Annotated in this window: 16 protein-coding genes; all 16 read right to left on the bottom strand. The window is 60.6% G+C overall.

The window, feature by feature from the left end; all coding sequences use genetic code 11:
• Positions 1-16: 16 nt before the first annotated feature.
• The gene (gene yqeK, locus DW037_RS02875; protein WP_199408850.1) at positions 17-550 is read right to left on the bottom strand and encodes a bis(5'-nucleosyl)-tetraphosphatase (symmetrical) YqeK; all 534 of its coding nucleotides are present in this window, start codon (positions 548-550) and stop codon (positions 17-19) included.
• Between the two features lie 87 nt (positions 551-637).
• Positions 638-1,315: a nicotinate-nucleotide adenylyltransferase gene (gene nadD / locus DW037_RS02870; protein WP_117629159.1), complete on the bottom strand. Its 678-nt coding sequence runs from the start codon at positions 1,313-1,315 to the stop codon at positions 638-640.
• Between the two features lie 3 nt (positions 1,316-1,318).
• A complete protein-coding gene (gene obgE / locus DW037_RS02865; RefSeq protein WP_199408844.1) occupies positions 1,319-2,785 on the bottom strand; it encodes a GTPase ObgE in 1,467 nt (488 codons plus the stop codon).
• Positions 2,786-2,870: 85 nt separating this feature from the next.
• Entirely contained in the window at positions 2,871-3,128 is a 258-nt protein-coding gene (gene rpmA / locus DW037_RS02860) for a 50S ribosomal protein L27 (protein ID WP_006236075.1), read from the bottom strand.
• A 33-nt stretch (positions 3,129-3,161) separates the two neighbouring features.
• Positions 3,162-3,536: a 50S ribosomal protein L21 gene (rplU, locus tag DW037_RS02855; RefSeq protein ID WP_035138585.1), complete on the bottom strand. Its 375-nt coding sequence runs from the start codon at positions 3,534-3,536 to the stop codon at positions 3,162-3,164.
• A gap of 67 nt (positions 3,537-3,603) precedes the next feature.
• Complete coding sequence (locus tag DW037_RS02850; protein WP_117629157.1) at positions 3,604-4,416, bottom strand: TIGR03936 family radical SAM-associated protein; 813 nt, start codon at positions 4,414-4,416, stop codon at positions 3,604-3,606.
• The gene (locus DW037_RS02845; protein ID WP_117629156.1) at positions 4,413-6,290 is read right to left on the bottom strand and encodes a TIGR03960 family B12-binding radical SAM protein; all 1,878 of its coding nucleotides are present in this window, start codon (positions 6,288-6,290) and stop codon (positions 4,413-4,415) included. Before DW037_RS02845 ends, DW037_RS02850 begins: the two co-directional genes overlap by 4 nt.
• A 10-nt stretch (positions 6,291-6,300) precedes the next feature.
• Entirely contained in the window at positions 6,301-7,230 is a 930-nt protein-coding gene (locus tag DW037_RS02840; RefSeq protein ID WP_117629155.1) for a YcjF family protein, read from the bottom strand.
• 18 nt (positions 7,231-7,248) lie between these two features.
• The gene (locus tag DW037_RS02835; protein WP_055249988.1) at positions 7,249-8,475 is read right to left on the bottom strand and encodes an FtsW/RodA/SpoVE family cell cycle protein; all 1,227 of its coding nucleotides are present in this window, start codon (positions 8,473-8,475) and stop codon (positions 7,249-7,251) included.
• A gap of 9 nt (positions 8,476-8,484) precedes the next feature.
• Entirely contained in the window at positions 8,485-10,554 is a 2,070-nt protein-coding gene (gene mrdA / locus DW037_RS02830) for a penicillin-binding protein 2 (RefSeq protein ID WP_117629154.1), read from the bottom strand.
• 13 nt (positions 10,555-10,567) lie between these two features.
• Positions 10,568-11,134: a hypothetical protein gene (locus DW037_RS02825; RefSeq protein WP_055249984.1), complete on the bottom strand. Its 567-nt coding sequence runs from the start codon at positions 11,132-11,134 to the stop codon at positions 10,568-10,570.
• Positions 11,135-11,145: 11 nt separating this feature from the next.
• On the bottom strand, positions 11,146-12,087 hold the full coding sequence (mreC, locus tag DW037_RS02820; protein ID WP_082435448.1) for a rod shape-determining protein MreC: 942 nt from the start codon (positions 12,085-12,087) through the stop codon (positions 11,146-11,148).
• Between the two features lie 78 nt (positions 12,088-12,165).
• A complete protein-coding gene (locus tag DW037_RS02815) occupies positions 12,166-13,197 on the bottom strand; it encodes a rod shape-determining protein (RefSeq protein ID WP_006236061.1) in 1,032 nt (343 codons plus the stop codon).
• A gap of 127 nt (positions 13,198-13,324) precedes the next feature.
• A complete protein-coding gene (locus tag DW037_RS02810; RefSeq protein WP_233505648.1) occupies positions 13,325-14,629 on the bottom strand; it encodes a tetratricopeptide repeat protein in 1,305 nt (434 codons plus the stop codon).
• An 11-nt stretch (positions 14,630-14,640) separates the two neighbouring features.
• A complete protein-coding gene (locus DW037_RS02805) occupies positions 14,641-15,183 on the bottom strand; it encodes a peptidylprolyl isomerase (protein WP_055249980.1) in 543 nt (180 codons plus the stop codon).
• Between the two features lie 107 nt (positions 15,184-15,290).
• A complete protein-coding gene (locus DW037_RS02800; RefSeq protein WP_158564348.1) occupies positions 15,291-16,433 on the bottom strand; it encodes a zinc ribbon domain-containing protein in 1,143 nt (380 codons plus the stop codon).
• Positions 16,434-16,482: the final 49 nt, after the last annotated feature.

Below are 16,482 nucleotides of genomic sequence, written 5' to 3'. Positions count from 1 at the left end.
TTCTAGACAGCCCGAGCTAGCGTAGCTGGGCGTAATGGTTGTAAATCGAAATAGCCGTGGGATAAAGATAGCGCCCGGACTGGATCACATAGACCAAACCCTGCGCAAAACAGGAGAAGAACAACTCGTCAAGCGTCGACTCCCCCATCATCTTGCGCAGCGCGTGGGCATAATCACCATGGCGGTTGGGCTCGATGGCATCGGCCACAAAGACCACCATATCGAGCGGCGTCATGTCGCAGGCGCCCACGGTGTGACGGTCGACAGCTTGGAAAACGGCCGGCGATAGCTCGGGAAATAGCTGCGGAAGCTCATAGGCGGCAACAGGGCCATGCAAAAGCGGCGTCGCGGCAGACGGAGAGCCGGCAATCTTAATGCCGTAATGCAGGGCGCGCGTGACCAGCTCGTCGTCGGAGAGCACTTTGTCCCAGTCATGGATCAGGCCGGCGGCAGCGGCATCAAAGCGGTCGACACCGTATACCTCGGCTAGGTGCAGCGCAGTCTCGGCAACCCCGAGCGAATGAACGTAGCGTTTACGTTTATCCTTCATGCGCACATCGAGCAACTCGTGGATACGCGTCAATAGCGCGCGCTCGTCGCCCTCAAACTGGTCTTCTACCGACAACGTTCTCCCCCATCACTCAAAATCTTCTTGACCCAGATCGGTATACAGCCCGCGTTTACGAATATAGCCGAGCACGGACTCGCTCGTAAGATAGCGCACGCTCATGCCACGGGCAACTCGCTTGCGAATGTTCGTCGAGCTGATCGCCAGCGCCGGAATCTGGATATAACGCACGTCAAACGGCAGGCCCGACTCTTTAATTCGGGCACGCGCCGTATCGATATCAAAGCCCGGTCGCGTCGCCGCAATAAACGTGGCAAGCTCGGCGATTCGGTCAGCATCATGCCAGGTCACAATATCTATAATCGCGTCAGCGCCCGTAATAAAGTAGAGCTTTACCTGAGGCGGGTAAAAGTCGCGAAGGGCATGAAGCGTATCGGCCGTATAGGTCACGCCCGGACGGTCGATCTCGAATCGGCTCGCCAAAAAAGCCGGATTCGCAGCGGTGGCGAGGACCGTCATGGCATAACGGTCCTCGGCAGGCGTCACCGGTTTGTCGAGTTTAAAGGCAGGCGAGCCGGCCGGCATAAAGAGCACGGCGTCCAAATCGAGGGACTCACGCGCCTGCTCGGCGGTCACCAGATGCCCGTAATGGATGGGGTCAAAGGTGCCACCCATAATGCCGAGCCTAAACTCCTGGCCGCCCTCTATGGGAAGCTCGGGCAGACCGATTCCACCGCGCAGCGACATGGCTTACTCGCCCTCCGAGGTCTCGGCATCGTCCGCGGCATCCGCCGCATCGACAACCTCGACGCCCTCATCCGGGGCATCGGTCACGCCAAGGGCCTCAACGGCAACGTCCTCGCCAGCGTCCTCGAGCTCCTCGTACTCCGAGAAGTCCTCAGCGCCCTCAAAGTCAAAGGCGCGCTGGCAAATGCGAACCTCGTCGCCCGCACGGCAGCCGGCCTTCTCGAGCGCATCGTCGACACCCATGCGCGCAAACTTATGCTGCAGGTAGATGACGGCCTCCTCGTTTTCCCAATCGGTCTGGATGACCATGCGCTCGATGGCGCGACCGACCACGCGGAAGGCGTGGGGCTCTTCCTGAACAATACGGAAACGCTTCTCACGCTGCAGGCGACGGCGCTCCCACTCATCGTCACGCAGATCGACCGGCTCATCGGAGACAGCCAACTCGGTGCGCAGCTTAGCCACCTGCTCGCCCACGGCAAGCATCAGCGTGTTGAGGCCGGCGCCCGTTACAGCAGACACGGCAAAGAACATATGTCCATCGTCGAGCGCAGCGCGTTTGAGGTCGGCAATCTTGTCAGCCGTGCCCGGCGCATCGCACTTGTTGGCGACGACGATCTGCGGGCGCTCCGAGAGCTCGGCGCCATACTGCTCGAGCTCGCGGTTGATGATGCGATAGTCCTCGACCGGATCGCGATCCTCAAAACCGCCCGTCATGTCGACGACATGCATGATCAGGGCCGTGCGCTCAATGTGGCGCAGGAACTGGTGACCCAGGCCCTTGCCCTCGCTCGCGCCTTCGATAAGACCGGGGACGTCGGCAACGACGTAAGAATATTCGCCGGCACGCACCATGCCCAGATTGGGCACGAGCGTGGTAAACGGGTAGTCGGCAATCTTGGGGCGGGCGGCACTCATACGCGCGATGAGAGAGGACTTGCCAACCGAGGGAAAGCCCACGAGCGCAGCATCGGCCATAAGCTTCATCTCGAGCTCGATCCAGTGTTCCTCGGCGGGCTCGCCTAGCTGGGCAAACGCGGGCGCGCGACGCACCGACGTCACAAAGTGAGTGTTGCCCAGGCCGCCGGCACCACCGGGCGCCACGACGACGCGCTCGCCGTCGTGTACCAGGTCGGCAATCTCGAACATCGGGGTCTGCGTCTCGGGATCGAGCTCGCGAACTACGGTGCCCATGGGGACATTGAGAATCAGGTCCTCGCCGCTCTTACCATTGCGGCGAGCACCCTGGCCATGCGTTCCGCGCTCAGCACGAAAGTGATGCTTAAAGCGGTAATCGATCAGCGAAGACAGCTGAGCATCGGCCTGGATGACGACATTGCCGCCACGACCGCCGTCGCCGCCATCGGGGCCGCCCTTGGGGACAAATGCCTCACGCCTAAACGACATGCATCCGGCTCCGCCGTCGCCGCCGCACACGTTAATGCGGCTGATATCGGTGAACTGTGACAACAGAATCGCCTCCTACAAAAAAGAGGGAGACCCTTGAATCCTAAAACTCAAGTGCCTCCCACATATGTGCTCTATGAAGGGTGAATTACGCGTTCGCGAGCGGGCGTACGCTGACCCTGTGCTTGATACCCTTGTGGAACTCAACGGTACCGTCGACCAGCGCGAACAGCGTGTCGTCCTTGCCACGGCCAACGTTCTCACCCGGGTGGATGTGAGTGCCGTGCTGACGGACGAGAATCGTGCCCGTGGTTACCGTCTGGCCGGCATAGCGCTTCGTGCCAAGGCGCTGACCGCGGGAGTCACGGCCATTACGGGAGGAACCGAGTCCTTTTTTGTGTGCCATTGTGTATACCTACTCTTTCGTTACGAGTGTAATCTACTCGGCGACGGGAGCCTCGGCAACAGCCTCGGCCTCTGCCTTGACAGCCTTCTTGGCGCGGGACGTAGCCTGGACCTTCACGATCTTCAGCTTGGTGAGCTGCTGACGGTGACCCTTCAGACGACGATAGCGCTTACGCTTGTGGAACTTGAAGACCAGCTGCTTCTCGCCCTTGAACTGCTCAACGATCTGAGCGGTAACCTTGGCCTTGGCCAGCTTGTCGGGATCGGTGACGATCTTCTTACCATCGTTGAGGAAGATAACCGGCAGGGTGACCTTGTCGCCCTCATTGCCCTCGATCTTCTCGACGGTGATGACATCGTCGGTGGCGACCTTGTACTGCTTGCCGCCCGTGTTAACGATTGCGTACATGTTTACTTGCCCTTCATGCATCAGTTAGTGCAACAGCCGAATATAGTAGCAGGCGAAAATACCCCCGTCAACGAGTATGTGGAGCAAATCCACAAGTTCGCACAGGTATGGGGCTGACGAGTCGGCCCTCGTCGTCCTCGCATGCTTGATTCTGACGCTCGACATCGTAGGAGCAGATGGTCACGAGGTCTTGCATACCGGTGGAAACAATAGGTGCATCCACGCCCGGGGTCAAGCCCTGCAACAAAACATCAGCAGCGGAAAGCAAAATTTCCGGACGCATGGAGCCCTCGTTGTCGGCATGGGTGTCGAGCATGAGCACCAAATGGTCCAGGCACTCCCCCGCCGTAAGCTCATAGCCCACGAGCGTGTGATCCAAATCCAAGCGCTTACTCTTTTTGCCACGCGCGTAGTCGATGCCATGGTCCGCGCGCAGCGTGTCGATCGCACGACGCACCTCGTCGGCGCTTACGGGCGCCTCGGGATCCAAGTGTAGGTCGATGCGATACGACAGGCGCGTGAGCTGCGCCGTCAACGCCGGCGTGCGCACGTCGATGTACGCTGCCTCGATGGGTGCCAGATCGGTCGGAGACGCCGCAGCCAAGCGCCCAAACGCCTCGTCGAGCGCCACGAACTCGGTCATAAACAGGTCATACCACTCGCAGGTCGACGACGTACCCACCGGTAGCGCCGAAGAGAAGCCCACGCGCATGTGCGGAGAAAAGCCCTGCGTGACGGCATAGGGAAGTCCCGCACGGCGCACGATGCGCTCTATGGTATGGATTACTTCGAGATGGCCCAGGTACTTAAGGCGATCGCGCTTGCCATAGCGAACACGAAGCCTAAAGAGCGTGGGGTTGTCGGTCAGGCGCTCACTCATGCGCGGTCACCCATCAATACATTCTTGGCGTGGAGCGTGGGGCAGATTCCGCAGCCGGTGCACGACGTGCGGGTGCAGTCGGGAGTCGTGACGCCCTCGAGCGAGCGACGGTACTCGCGCTCGAGGAAGCCGCGCGTGCAGCCGGGGCTCACGTGCTCCCACGGCAGGCGCCAGTCCAACTCGTAGGGCAGGTGCACAAGCTCATTGAGGTCGATGCCGTTTTTGGCAGCAGCCTCCTTCCAGTTATCGAGCGAGAAATGCTCTACCCAGGCGTCAAAGCGAGAGCCCGCGCGCCAAGCATCGATGATGACAGGCGTCATGTCACGACCGGCGCGGGACAGTGCGGCCTCGATGAGCGAGGTCTCGGCATCGTGGTAATGCACGCGGACGGCACGGTTGCGAACGCTCGTGACAAGCAGCTTCTGGCGACGCTTGACGTCGTCGTAATCGAGCTGCGGGCACCACTGGAACGGCGTGGCAGCCTTGGGAATAAAGACCGAAACCGAGATCGACACCGAGATCGAGCCGCGACGAGCCTTGGGCACCACGGAACGACCGAGCTCCAGCACGTGATCGGCCAGATTGGCGATGGCCACGATGTCCTCGTCGCGCTCGCCGGGAAGGCCCATCATAAAGTAGAGCTTCATGCGGTTCCAGCCGGCCTCGAAGGCTGCCTTGGCCGCACGGTCCAGGTCCTCCTCGGTCACGTTCTTGTTAATGATGTCGCGCATGCGCTGGCTGCCGGCCTCGGGCGCGAACGTCAGGCCGCCCTTCTTTTCGCCGGCGACCGACTCGGCCATATCCACGCCAAACGAATCCAGGCGCTGCGACGGAATAGACACGCGAATACCCGTATCCTCCAGGCGGCGGTTGAGCCTGCCGAGCACGTCGCGAATGCAGGAGTGGTCGGTCGTGGAGAGCGAGGTCAGCGACACCTCGTCATAGCCGGTCTTTTCCAGACCCTGAATCACCGACGAGACGATCTGGTCGGCCGAGCGCTCGCGCACCGGGCGATACGTCATGCCGGCCTGACAAAAACGACAGCCGCGGGCGCAGCCGCGCAGGATCTCGATAGACAGGCGGTCGTGAACCAGCTGCGCATAGGGCACGCACGACTGCGACAGCGGATTCGTGGCGCCGAAATCCTCGACGACGCGCTTGTAGACCACGGTCGGCGCATCCTTGCCCTCACGCGGCACGGTGTAGCCATGCGGCGAGCAGGGCTCGTCGTGACGAACCTCATAGAGCGACGGCACGTAGTTGCCGGCAATGGATGCAAGCTGCTCAACAATCTGCTCGCGCGGGACTCCTTCGTCGCGCAGGCGGCGATGCAGCTGGCAGGTCTCGAGCAGCGATTCCTCGCCCTCGCCGATGAGGATGGCATCGAAGAAGGCCGCGTACGGCTCGGGGTTGTACACCGAAGGACCACCGGCGATGATAATGGGGTCGTCCTCGGTGCGGTCGGCCGCCAACAGCGGAATGCCAGCGAGGTCGAGAGCCTCGAGGAAGTTCGTCACCGCCATCTCATGCGGCACATGCAGACCGACGATATCAAACGAAGCGACCGGCGCTGCACCCTCGAGCGACAACAGCGGAATACCCGCCTCGCGCATGGCGTCACCCATATCGGGCCACGGCACATAGCCGCGCTCACAGGAGATGCCCTCGGCCTGGTTAAGGATGTTGTAGAGGATGGCGATGCCCTGGTTGGGCAGACCAACCTCGTACACATCCGGGTAGATCAGGCAGCAACGGTAGTCGGCATCGGCCTTGGAAAGCGTGCCCCACTCGTGATCGATATAGCGACTCGGCTTCTCGACCTTGGCGAGCAACGGCTCAATTAAATGAAAACAGTCTTGGTATGCAACGCGCAACGGAAAACCCCTAAGCAGCGAGATCTGATGCGTCCTGATAGGACGCCATAGGACGGGTAGCGCCCGCGACCGTGGTCACCAGATCGCGAACGCGGGAGAACGTGGCAGTGACCACCTCGTTGGCACGGCTGTAGTCGACATCGCGCTCGTAGAGCGAAACGAGCGCACGGCCCATGCCATAGGTGCCCGCGGCAGCAGTGAGCGCCTTGACGGCAAACCCAATATGCGGCGTCTGCTTGACGAGCGCGCGGGTGACCGCGCGGATCACAAGACCGCCGGCAAGCACGCCCGCGACCTCGTAGCCGCGCTCAGGCTTAATGCCGCGTCCAAAGACGGCAGCGAGCTCAAAGAGCATGCCCACCTGCGCCAGCGCCATAACGGGATAATCGGCGCCCGGCAAAAACACCAGCGCACCGGTCGCCATATTGGTGAGCGCGCACGAGGTGATGATACGATTAGCTGCCGCGATGCGCATAAAGGCAAAATTCGCCGCAAAAGCCGTTTCCTTGTCGGTGCGATCGAGAATCCAGCGGGCAAGCGTCTCGAGCAGATACGTCTTATCGGTTGCCGCCACCACGCCGAGCATGGGCGTGGATTCCTCGATAAACGGCACCTCCACAGCAGACTCGGCAAGCACGCACACGGGGGCGCCGGCGATCACGAGCTCCTGCACGGCACTCTCCAAGCGGTCGGAGCCGCACGAGAGCACCAGCACCACATCGGTATCGGTCTTTGGAGCAATTCGCTCCTCCCCCAGACGCTCGACGCGCACAATGCCCGAGGTCGTCCGCGGCACAAAGGCGTCACGCACCGTCTCGGCCAGAAAGCGCGAGGCGGACGAATCCAAATAGACCGAGACGCGCACCGGCGTATCGGAATCCTTCTTAACGGACGCGCCCATCTTAAAAGCGCGGGTCAGCTTATCTACGGGAATTTTCATAGCAAACCCCTCCAGCGGTTACGCGGCGCCCGAACGATGCCGCCATATGGATTGTACGATACCCACCGTCAGCAGCTGAATCATCATCGAAGACGAACCGAAGCTAATAAACGGTAGCGGAATACCGGTAATCGGCATCATGCCAATGCACATGCCGATGTTTTCGAAGGTCTGGAACGCCCACATGCCAACGATGCCCACACACGATAGGCGCAAGAACAGCGACTCACACTTAAAGGCGACGCGAATCGTCGAAAAGATCAGCAGCACGTAGAGGCACAGGAGCAAAAAGGAACCGCAAAAGCCAAAGGTCTCGGATAGGAAGGCGAAGACAAAGTCGGTGTGGAACTCAGGAAGAAAGCCGCCGGCCGACTGCGTCGCATGGCCCAAACCCTTACCAAAGAAGCCGCCCGAGCCAACGGCGATAAGCGACTGCTGCAGGTTGTAGGCATCGTCCGAATCGGCATTATCGGGGTCGATAAAGACCGTCAGGCGGTTCATCTGATACTGCTTGATGAGCACATCGTGGCCGAGCAACGAATCAAAGACCGAATCGAGCGCCAGGACGAGGGCCACCAGGCCCACAAGCAGGGCCAGGGTCGACAGCACCCATTCGCGGCGCGCACCGCTCATGCAGATGACGATGGCGCCCGAGACCAGCACGACCAGGCCCGAGCCCAGGTCGCCCATGGCAACGACGGCCAAAAACGGGATGGACAGCATGCCGCAGAGCTTGACGTAGTCGCGAACGGTATCGATGCGGCCGTTATACTGCGAGCCAAGCGTGGCGATAAAGAAGATGGTGATGAGCTTGGCAAGCTCGACCGGCTGGAATGTCAAGCCGATACCGGGAATCTTGATCCAGCCTGTCATGCCCAGACCGCCCGTATAGGACAGACCCGGAATCTTGGGCGAGAAGATCACGATCAGGTCGATGACGAGCAACGCCGTCGAAAAATTGGAAATACCGCGCAGATCGGTACGCCAGACGAGCACCGCAAGCACCGCGCCAATGCCAATGCCCAGCAGGTGGCGCGAGAATGAGGCGTCGGCCTTAAACTGTGACGCCGACCAAATAATGATGGCGCCATAGGCAACGAGCGCGACGGTAGCCAGCAGCACACCGATATGCACCTTTTGGCGAAACGTACCGCGCGAGGCCGAAAGTTGCTTGTTGACGCGGTCCAGGCTGCTGCGAGAGCCGGTCTTGGTTGAACGGAACAGATCCGCCGGAGAAAAATCCATCGCAACCTCCTATCGAACCGAAGAATCGCCCGAGGCCGAAGAGGTATCGGGCTCGTCATAAATCACGCCGAGCACGTCGCGCACGACATGCATCGCGGTATCCGAACCACCGCCGCCCTGCTCCAGGACAGTAGCGATGACATACTTGGGATCATCGGCCGGTGCATAGGCGCAGAACCACGCGTATTCGTCCTCGCCGCTTTTCTCGCCCGTGCCCGACTTGCCGTACACCTGCGGCGTCAGGGTGCCAAAGTGAGCCGCCAGGGACGTCGATGCCGTGTAAATCACGTCGTGCATGCCGTTGCGAACAAGAGTCAAATCCGAATCGCTGTTGATCTTGGCCTCCAGGCGCTTCTTCTTGCCCTTGCCGTTGTACTTATAGGCATCGCCGTCGCCATCGCGCGACACGGCAGACAAAAACACGTGAGGCACGTACTGTTTGCCGCCGTTGGCAAGACCCATATAGGCGCACGCCATCTGCAGGGGCGTCACCAAAATGTCGCCCTGGCCGATGGCAATGTTGGTCATATCGCCGGCATTCCACTTGCGGTCCTCGGCAGAGGCGTCGGTAAAGTACGACTCTTTCCACTCGGCATCGGGAATACGGCCCGCGCCCTCACTCGGCAGATCGATACCGCAGGTCTTGCCTAGGCCCCAGCGACGAAAGACCTCCTGCAGGCCCTCGGAATGTTGCTCGTCATAAAAGAAGGCCTTGCCCATGTCGTAGAAGACGGGGTCGCACGAGTTGGCGATACCCGACTGCAGCGTCATGGTGCCGTGGCCAGACGTCAGCCAGCAGCGCTTGCCCCAAGCCTTGCCCAGGCCCGTCCAATAGCCCGTGCAGTTGGTTGTCTGCGTTGAAGTGTAGGTTCCAAACTCAAGACCGGCCAGTGCCGAGAGCGGCTTGATGGTCGAGGCCGACATGTACTGTCCGCTAATGGCGCGGTTGAGCAGCGGGTGCGAACCCTTGTCATCATTGAGCTCGGTCCACACGTCATTTGAGATGCCGCCGATAAAGACGGACGGATCGAACTTGGGCTCGCTCGCCATGCCCAGAATCTCGCCGTTGTTGGGATCGAGGCACACCACGGCGCCGTTGCCGGCGTTGCTGTAGCCCGTGGTCTTGGCGAGTTCGATAGCGCTCGCCAACGCCGTCTCGCAGGCTTGCTGAATCTTGAGGTCAAGCGTGAGCTTAATGTCGGAGCCGGCCTTGGCGGGCACGGCGCCGGCCTGACCAGTCACGTTGCCCGAGGCATCGACCTTGACGGTCTGCTCGCCACGAATACCCTGCAGCAGGTTTTCGTAGTAGCTCTCAACACCCGCCTGGCCCACGATATCGCCCGACTGGTACGTAATCCGGCCAGCAGAAGCATCATCATCGCCAGAGGTTTTCTTATTCTGGGCCTCGAGCTGCTCGGAGGTAATGGTGCCGGTATAGCCCAAGATATGGCATGCCGTCTCGCCATATGGATACTGGCGCTCGGTGCGCTCGGCAATCTTCACGCCAGGGAACTCGCCGGCGTGCTCCTGAATATAGGCAACCGTGGAGCGGCGCACGTCCGTCGCGATGGTATGCAGGCTCTGGGCGCCCTCGGAATTGTCCTGGATATTGCGCAGCACCGCGACGTAGGGCATACCGAGCACGTTGGCAAGATGGCGAACCAGCACAGTGTCATCGGCCAGGTCGCGATAGGCGACAACGGCAAGTGAGGGACGGTTTTGCACAAGTGCCACGCCATTGCGATCAAGGATTCGCCCGCGCACAGCGGGTGTGGTAACGGTGCGCGTCTGATTGCTATTAGCCTGCTTTTCGTAATAGTCCGACGAGACCATCTGCATACCCCACAGCTTGACGGCAAGCGCCGCGAACATCGCGCCCACACCCGTGGTGAGGATGGAGAAGCGGCCCTTAAAGGCGGTCGCCGCGGTATTGCCCTCGCCCTCGGTGGCGCGCGGGGCCGTTCCATGCTGCGTATCGTAGGTAAAACGGGAATCGCCGCGACGCATGATGACCAGCGCGACCACGATGGCCACAACCAGCACGATACCGGCGATAATAACCGTCATCTGGGAAGACATCTACAGGCCTCCCCTATTTGAGCTTACGGGTCTTGGGCTTAAAGCGCATGCCCGTCTGGCGTCCGCCACGTGCCGAGAATCCATAACCGGACTGCGGCACGACGCCGGACATCAAAAACGGAATGGCAACCAGACCCGTCAGGATCGAAGACGGCAGCGCATGGCCGAAGATCGCCACGACAAAGCTCGTCTCCAAACCCATAAACAGCAAGATGATGCTGTAGATCACATTAATAACGAGCGCGAAGGCACCCACAGTGATGCCGCGCGCACTCGGGGTACCGCCCGTCTGACCGGCGGCGCTATGCACCAGGGCAAAAGAACCCACGGTCAGCAGGAGCGACATAACGCCCACCGGCACGGCAGCGGAAAGGTCATAGAACAAGCCGCTGCAAAAACCGCATACGACGGCACGGGTCGGGTCGCCCGAGAACACGCTTAGGCACACCAGGATAATCATAAAGTTGACGCGACCGCCCGCAATGGAGATCTGCGGTGCCAGGCCTGCCTGCAGCAGCACGCACACGATGGCGGCGATTACAAACGTGCGGGAGCTCATCCCCTGCTCGTGTAGATCCATGGACATGCCCCCTATTCGCTCGAGCCGGAATCGGTCGTCTCGGACGTGTCGGAACCGTCATCCGGGCTCTCGTCCTTCGTCTTGGTCGCAGCATCGCGCGACGTTCCCTGCGGCGTGCTGTTGGCCGTGTTCACGTCCTCATCCGAGGCCGACTGTTCGTCGGTCAGCGAGGTAATGACCAGCACTTCCTCGTTATTCTCGGCCGTCGTCTGGGCGCGCACCACAATGGTGTAGTACACGTCGTTAGCCGATTTCTCAACCGACGAGACGGTGCCGAGCGGTAGACCCTTGGGGAACACACCGCCAATACCCGAGGTCACGATGATGTCGCCAACCTTAACGTCGGAATCGACGCTCACATACTCAAGACGCAGCGTACCGTCAGCCTGACCCTGCAGCATGCCCTGGGCGCGCGTGTCCTGCACCATGGCGGACACGCCCGAGCTCTCATCGCCAATCAGACGCACGGTGGACGTCTTGGCCGAGACCTCGATAATCTGGCCTATGACACCGGCAGAACTCGTCACAGGCATGTTGATGGTAAGCCCGTCGGCAGAACCCTTGTCGATGGTGACGGTCGAGGTCCAGGCATCGCCCGAAGCGCCGACGATACGAGCTGCGGTTGATTTGAGGTTGTAGGTCGACTGGAGGCCGACCAGCCCCTCCAGACGCTCGGCGGTCTTTTGAGCCTCGGAGAGCTCGGCAACCTTAGAGGTCAGTTCCTCGTTTTGCTTCTTAAGCTCGTCAAGCGTGTCCTGCGACGCCGTAAGGTTAGAGAACACATTGCCGATCGCATTGAAGGGAGCCGCCACAGCCGAGCCCACAAAGCGCACCGGCGAGGTAATCGTCGTCACGCCCGAGCGCACGGCATGAATCGGCCCGGCCTCGCCCTCACGGATATAAAACGTGAGCAGCAACACCGAAATCAGGCTGAAAACAATCAACGGGCGCATACCCGTTGATTGTCGCTTGGTATTCAGATTTGTAGAGAAACCCGAAGATCGTGCCAAATGGAATCCACCTTTTGGAAATTAAGCATTGGTCTGGACGAAGCCGCCATCAAACGCATTGGCCTCGAGCACGCGGGCACAGCCGTTAACAACGTTATCGAGCGCCGTGGGGCTGACGTTGACCGAAACGCCGGTCTCATCGCGCAGGCGCACGTCGAGACCGCGCAGCAGCGCGCCGCCTCCAGTCAGCAAAATGCCATAGTACATAAGGTCCGAGGCAAGATCGGGAGGCGTAGCGTCGAGCGCGTCCTTGACGGCCTTGGCCATCTCGTCGAGCGGCTTGTTGAGTGCGCGACGAATCTCCTCGCTCTCGATGCGCACGGTCTTGGGCAGACCGGTGATCACGTCGCGGCCGTTGACCTCGACGTCGAGCTCGTCCTTGAGCGGCACGGCGGAGCCGACCTTAATCTTGATGTCCTCTGCCGTACGCTCGCCGATGGCAAGGTTGTAGGCATCGCGAACGTGCGTGAGGATAGCCTGGTCGAACTCATCGCCGGCAATACGGATGGACTGCGAGACGACGATACCGCCCATAGCGATAACGGCAACCTCGGTGGTACCGCCACCGATGTCGATGACCATGGAGCCGGTGGGCTCCTCGACGGGCAGGTCGGCGCCGATAGCGGCAGCCATGGGCTCTTCGATCAGATAGGCCTGGCGGGCACCGGCCTGGATCGTGGCCTCAAAGACAGCGCGCTTCTCGACCGACGTGACGCCGGAGGGAACGCAGACGACAACACGCGGACGCGGAGTCCACGGATAGCGCTTCTCGGACGCCTTGTCGATAAAGTAGCGAAGCATGGCCTCGGTAACATCGAAGTCGGCGATGACGCCGTCCTTCAGGGGACGAACGGCCACGATGTTGCCGGGCGTACGGCCGAGCATGCGCTTTGCCTCGATACCGACCGCCAGGATGCGCTCGTCGTTCTTGTCGATGGCGACTACAGAGGGCTCGCGAATGACGATGCCCTTCCCGCGCACGGAGACAAGCGTATTTGCGGTGCCGAGGTCGATGGCAAGATCGCCCGCATAGCTACCGAAGAACATATCCATCAAAGAAAACAACGCAACTCCTGATGTGTTGGATGATTGCTGGAAAACTACTAGCTCATCATACTAGCGCAAGCCCGACACCTCACTTGCGGTGAAGCGCCGGGCAAAGCTAAATCCCATAAGGTCACTACTGGTTGTCAGCAGCCGAGAAATCCATATCGAGCGAAGAAACGGCCCAGCCGATATGGTTGTCGGAGCGCACGAATTTGACGGTGTACTCCTGCTCGCCGCCCTTGGACAGCGATGCCTTCACCTTGGCGGTCGTCTCGGTCATGGACTGATCCATGCCCTCGACGGACACGGTGGCACCCTGCGGAATCGAGGAGATAATCATCGACTTAGCGTCCTCGGACAGGCTCGAGGCCAGGCAAGACTCGGCCTTTGCGGCGTCACCGTCGCCGGCAGCCTGGAACAGATCGGTAACGACAGACTCCTGAGACGGGAAGCCAAAGCCGCGCGTGTAGGCAAAGCCCAGACCGCCCGCGGCGATCAAAATGAGCAGAAGCAGCACGATGAAGACTTTGAGGCCCGTGTGGCGATGGCGACGACGGACCTTGGCCTGCTTACGATCCTGACGGTCCTGCTGGACCATCTCGGACTCGGACAGCGTAAAGAAGCCGGTGTCCGAGGGATCGGGCATAAACTGACCGGTCGCACCCGTAGGATCGAGCGGATCGACGGCAGGAGCGTCCATCGCGGGCGCCGGAGCCGTGGCCATAGCCGTCTGGGCAGACAGCGCAGCAAGCGAATCCTGCACGCGGGCAAGCTCATCGGCCTGCTCGGAGGTGAGCTGGTAGATGCCATCGGCAGTAGCGGCGTTAAAGGCGTCGAGTGCGTCGGAGGGACGGCCGGCGGCAGAAAGCGCCTGACCCATGCCGGCGTTGAGCGCACGCGTGTCGTCGCGGGGGCCGGCAAAGTCGATAGCCGTGCGGTAGGTCTCCACGGCATCCGCCGGACGGCCGAGCTTAATGAAGCAACGACCGAGCTCGCCGAGTGCGGCGGCAGGAGCCGGATTGGCGCCGTCGATGGCAGCCTGACGGAAGGCGGTTCCCGCGTTGGCATAGTCGCCCGACTGGAACAGCGCATTGCCCAGGCCCAGATAGGCCTTGAACGGCGTGGCATAGGAAGCATCCTGCGTAGCAGCAGAGAACGCCTGGGCGGCCGTCGCGTAGTCGCCCACGGCGGCGAGCGCCTTGCCGCGGTTGGTGAGCAGCGCGCCGCGCTTGCCGTAGGTGCCGTCGTTGAGGGCGGCGGCATAGGCCTCGGCGGCCTCGGCATACATGCCCAGGTGCATCAAGGCGTTGCCACGAAGGTGATCTGCCTCGCCCATAATCTCATCGGGAGTTTTTGCCGCCCCAAGCATCTGGGCTGCAGCGGAAAAATCACCCGCGCGGTAAGCGGCGCGGCCCTGTTGGATCAGCTGGCTATTCAAGGAAGTCCCCTTTACTCGTGAACGATCTCGACATGAACGATCTCGTCGCCGGCACGCAGCTGCGAAATCACATCGAGACCCTCGACCGTGGTACCAAAGACGGTGTAACCGGAATCGAGGTTATGCTGGGCACCCAGGCAGAAGTAGAACTGCGAACCCGCGGAATCGGGGTCCATGGAGCGTGCCATGGCAAGGGCGCCATCGACATGGCTGTTGCGCGGATTGGTGGCAAACTCGCCCTTGATGCAGTAGCCGGGGCCACCGGTACCGGGCATGCCGTCGGGGCCCTCAAGACCGGCAGCGACGTCGGCGCCGGACATGTCGCGGGTATTGGGGTCCCCGCCCTGGATAACAAAACCGGGCACATAGCGATGGAACTTAAGGCCATCATAGAAGCCCATCGTGGAAAGCTCGCAGAAATTCGCGACATGAATGGGAGCGCCCTCGCCGTCAAACTTGACCTTGATGGTACCCTTCGACGTCTCGATTACGGCGCACTCGTCGCCGACAAGCTGATACTCGGGCGTGTAGAGCTCTTTCTTAAAACCAAACATGTGGTTCCTTCCTCGTGCGTTTAAAGCATATTTGTACGAATTGTAGCAATAAGCACGGGCTTACATCAATTGCGCACGTAGGTTATGCCGACTATGGCGAACTAATTTTAGGAACGCTGCTGCGGCTTCCAGGAACCCACATTGGCATCGTACTGGTTCAGCGCGCTGTTGCCACCCTGCGCGATGGGCGCCAGGATCTCGCTTTGGTGGGAACTCATCGACTCGCCATCGGGAATGGCCAGCGAGATATCCCAGCTCTGGCAGATCACGTCAACGCGCTCATACATCCACTCGGCAAGCTGCTTTAAGTGGGCGATGTCATCCGCATAGACCGTATCGTCCTGGTACTTAAGGTTGTTGAGCTCATCTTGCGTCTTTTTGATCTGGTCGCGCAGGGCGTAGGCACTCTGCGACAGCTCCTGACGGGTGGACAGCGGCGTTCGGAGATAGCCGTTGTTAAAGGAATCGATGACCTCGCCGATCTGGTCCTCGTCAGCGTAGGACACGATGGTCTGATACAGACCGTCGAGCCTGGTATAGAGCTGATCATCGGTGAGCACGGTTTCTTCCTGGACCACCTCCGCAGAATCGTCCTGCTTGGTATCGTCCTCAGTGGCCTCGCCCTTTTGGCGCGTGGGGAAGGTGGTCTGTGCAGCTTGGCCAAACTGGTCGTAGAAGCCGGGCATAACACCCATGGGATCGGTCGTCACGAACCAATAGGCACCGCCGCAAACGACGGCAAGGACCGCGATTACGATAAGCGGCTTGGGAATATGACGCTTGTGCTTGTGATAGGCGTCCTCGTCGGGGTGCACCTTGCGCTTGGGTTTTTGAGCATCGTCATGCAGGGAAACGGGCATGGGAATATCGACCTTGGGGATACCGAAATCCTTATCGAAAGCCGGCAGCACGCAGGTCTCATTGGGGTCGGCGGCGTCCGAAAGCACCGCAGCGGCAGAGGCCGGCGCATGCGGCACCTCGGTATCGATCTGCTCTTGCGTTAGGCGCGGAAAGCCCGCCGTGCGGCCCGCTGCCAGGTCGGATGCTGCCGCATCCTCGGAGAGGATACCCGGAGCGGGGCGTCCGCATTTGGGGCACGTACGATCATGCGGAGAAAGACGGGCACCGCAGCCCTCACAGAACACGAACTCGGTGTGCTCGGGACCATCGCCCGGACCCACATAGGCGTTGCAGTAGGGGCAGAACGAGGCGCCGTCCTCGATAGTCTTAAGGCAATGCGGGCAGATCACGGCATCCTCTTTTCGAAGCAATTCAAATAATCGAGGTTAGAGCATAACA

Origin of the sequence: Collinsella sp. AF39-11AT (assembly GCF_003474585.1) — a bacterium.
Classification (GTDB): domain Bacteria; phylum Actinomycetota; class Coriobacteriia; order Coriobacteriales; family Coriobacteriaceae; genus Collinsella.
Note: the sequence above shows the minus strand (reverse complement) of the source record. Positions and strands in the feature narration are given on the sequence as shown.

Coding starts and splice junctions, on each gene's coding strand:
- yqeK (WP_199408850.1), bottom strand. CDS start 550: ATGAAGGATAAACGTAAACGCTACGTTCATTCGCTCGGGGTTGCCGAG.
- nadD (WP_117629159.1), bottom strand. CDS start 1,315: ATGTCGCTGCGCGGTGGAATCGGTCTGCCCGAGCTTCCCATAGAGGGC.
- rpmA (WP_006236075.1), bottom strand. CDS start 3,128: ATGGCACACAAAAAAGGACTCGGTTCCTCCCGTAATGGCCGTGACTCC.
- rplU (WP_035138585.1), bottom strand. CDS start 3,536: ATGTACGCAATCGTTAACACGGGCGGCAAGCAGTACAAGGTCGCCACC.
- DW037_RS02850 (WP_117629157.1), bottom strand. CDS start 4,416: ATGAGTGAGCGCCTGACCGACAACCCCACGCTCTTTAGGCTTCGTGTT.
- DW037_RS02840 (WP_117629155.1), bottom strand. CDS start 7,230: ATGAAAATTCCCGTAGATAAGCTGACCCGCGCTTTTAAGATGGGCGCG.
- DW037_RS02835 (WP_055249988.1), bottom strand. CDS start 8,475: ATGGATTTTTCTCCGGCGGATCTGTTCCGTTCAACCAAGACCGGCTCT.
- mrdA (WP_117629154.1), bottom strand. CDS start 10,554: ATGTCTTCCCAGATGACGGTTATTATCGCCGGTATCGTGCTGGTTGTG.
- DW037_RS02825 (WP_055249984.1), bottom strand. CDS start 11,134: ATGGATCTACACGAGCAGGGGATGAGCTCCCGCACGTTTGTAATCGCC.
- mreC (WP_082435448.1), bottom strand. CDS start 12,087: ATGCGCCCGTTGATTGTTTTCAGCCTGATTTCGGTGTTGCTGCTCACG.
- DW037_RS02815 (WP_006236061.1), bottom strand. CDS start 13,197: ATGGATATGTTCTTCGGTAGCTATGCGGGCGATCTTGCCATCGACCTC.
- DW037_RS02805 (WP_055249980.1), bottom strand. CDS start 15,183: ATGTTTGGTTTTAAGAAAGAGCTCTACACGCCCGAGTATCAGCTTGTC.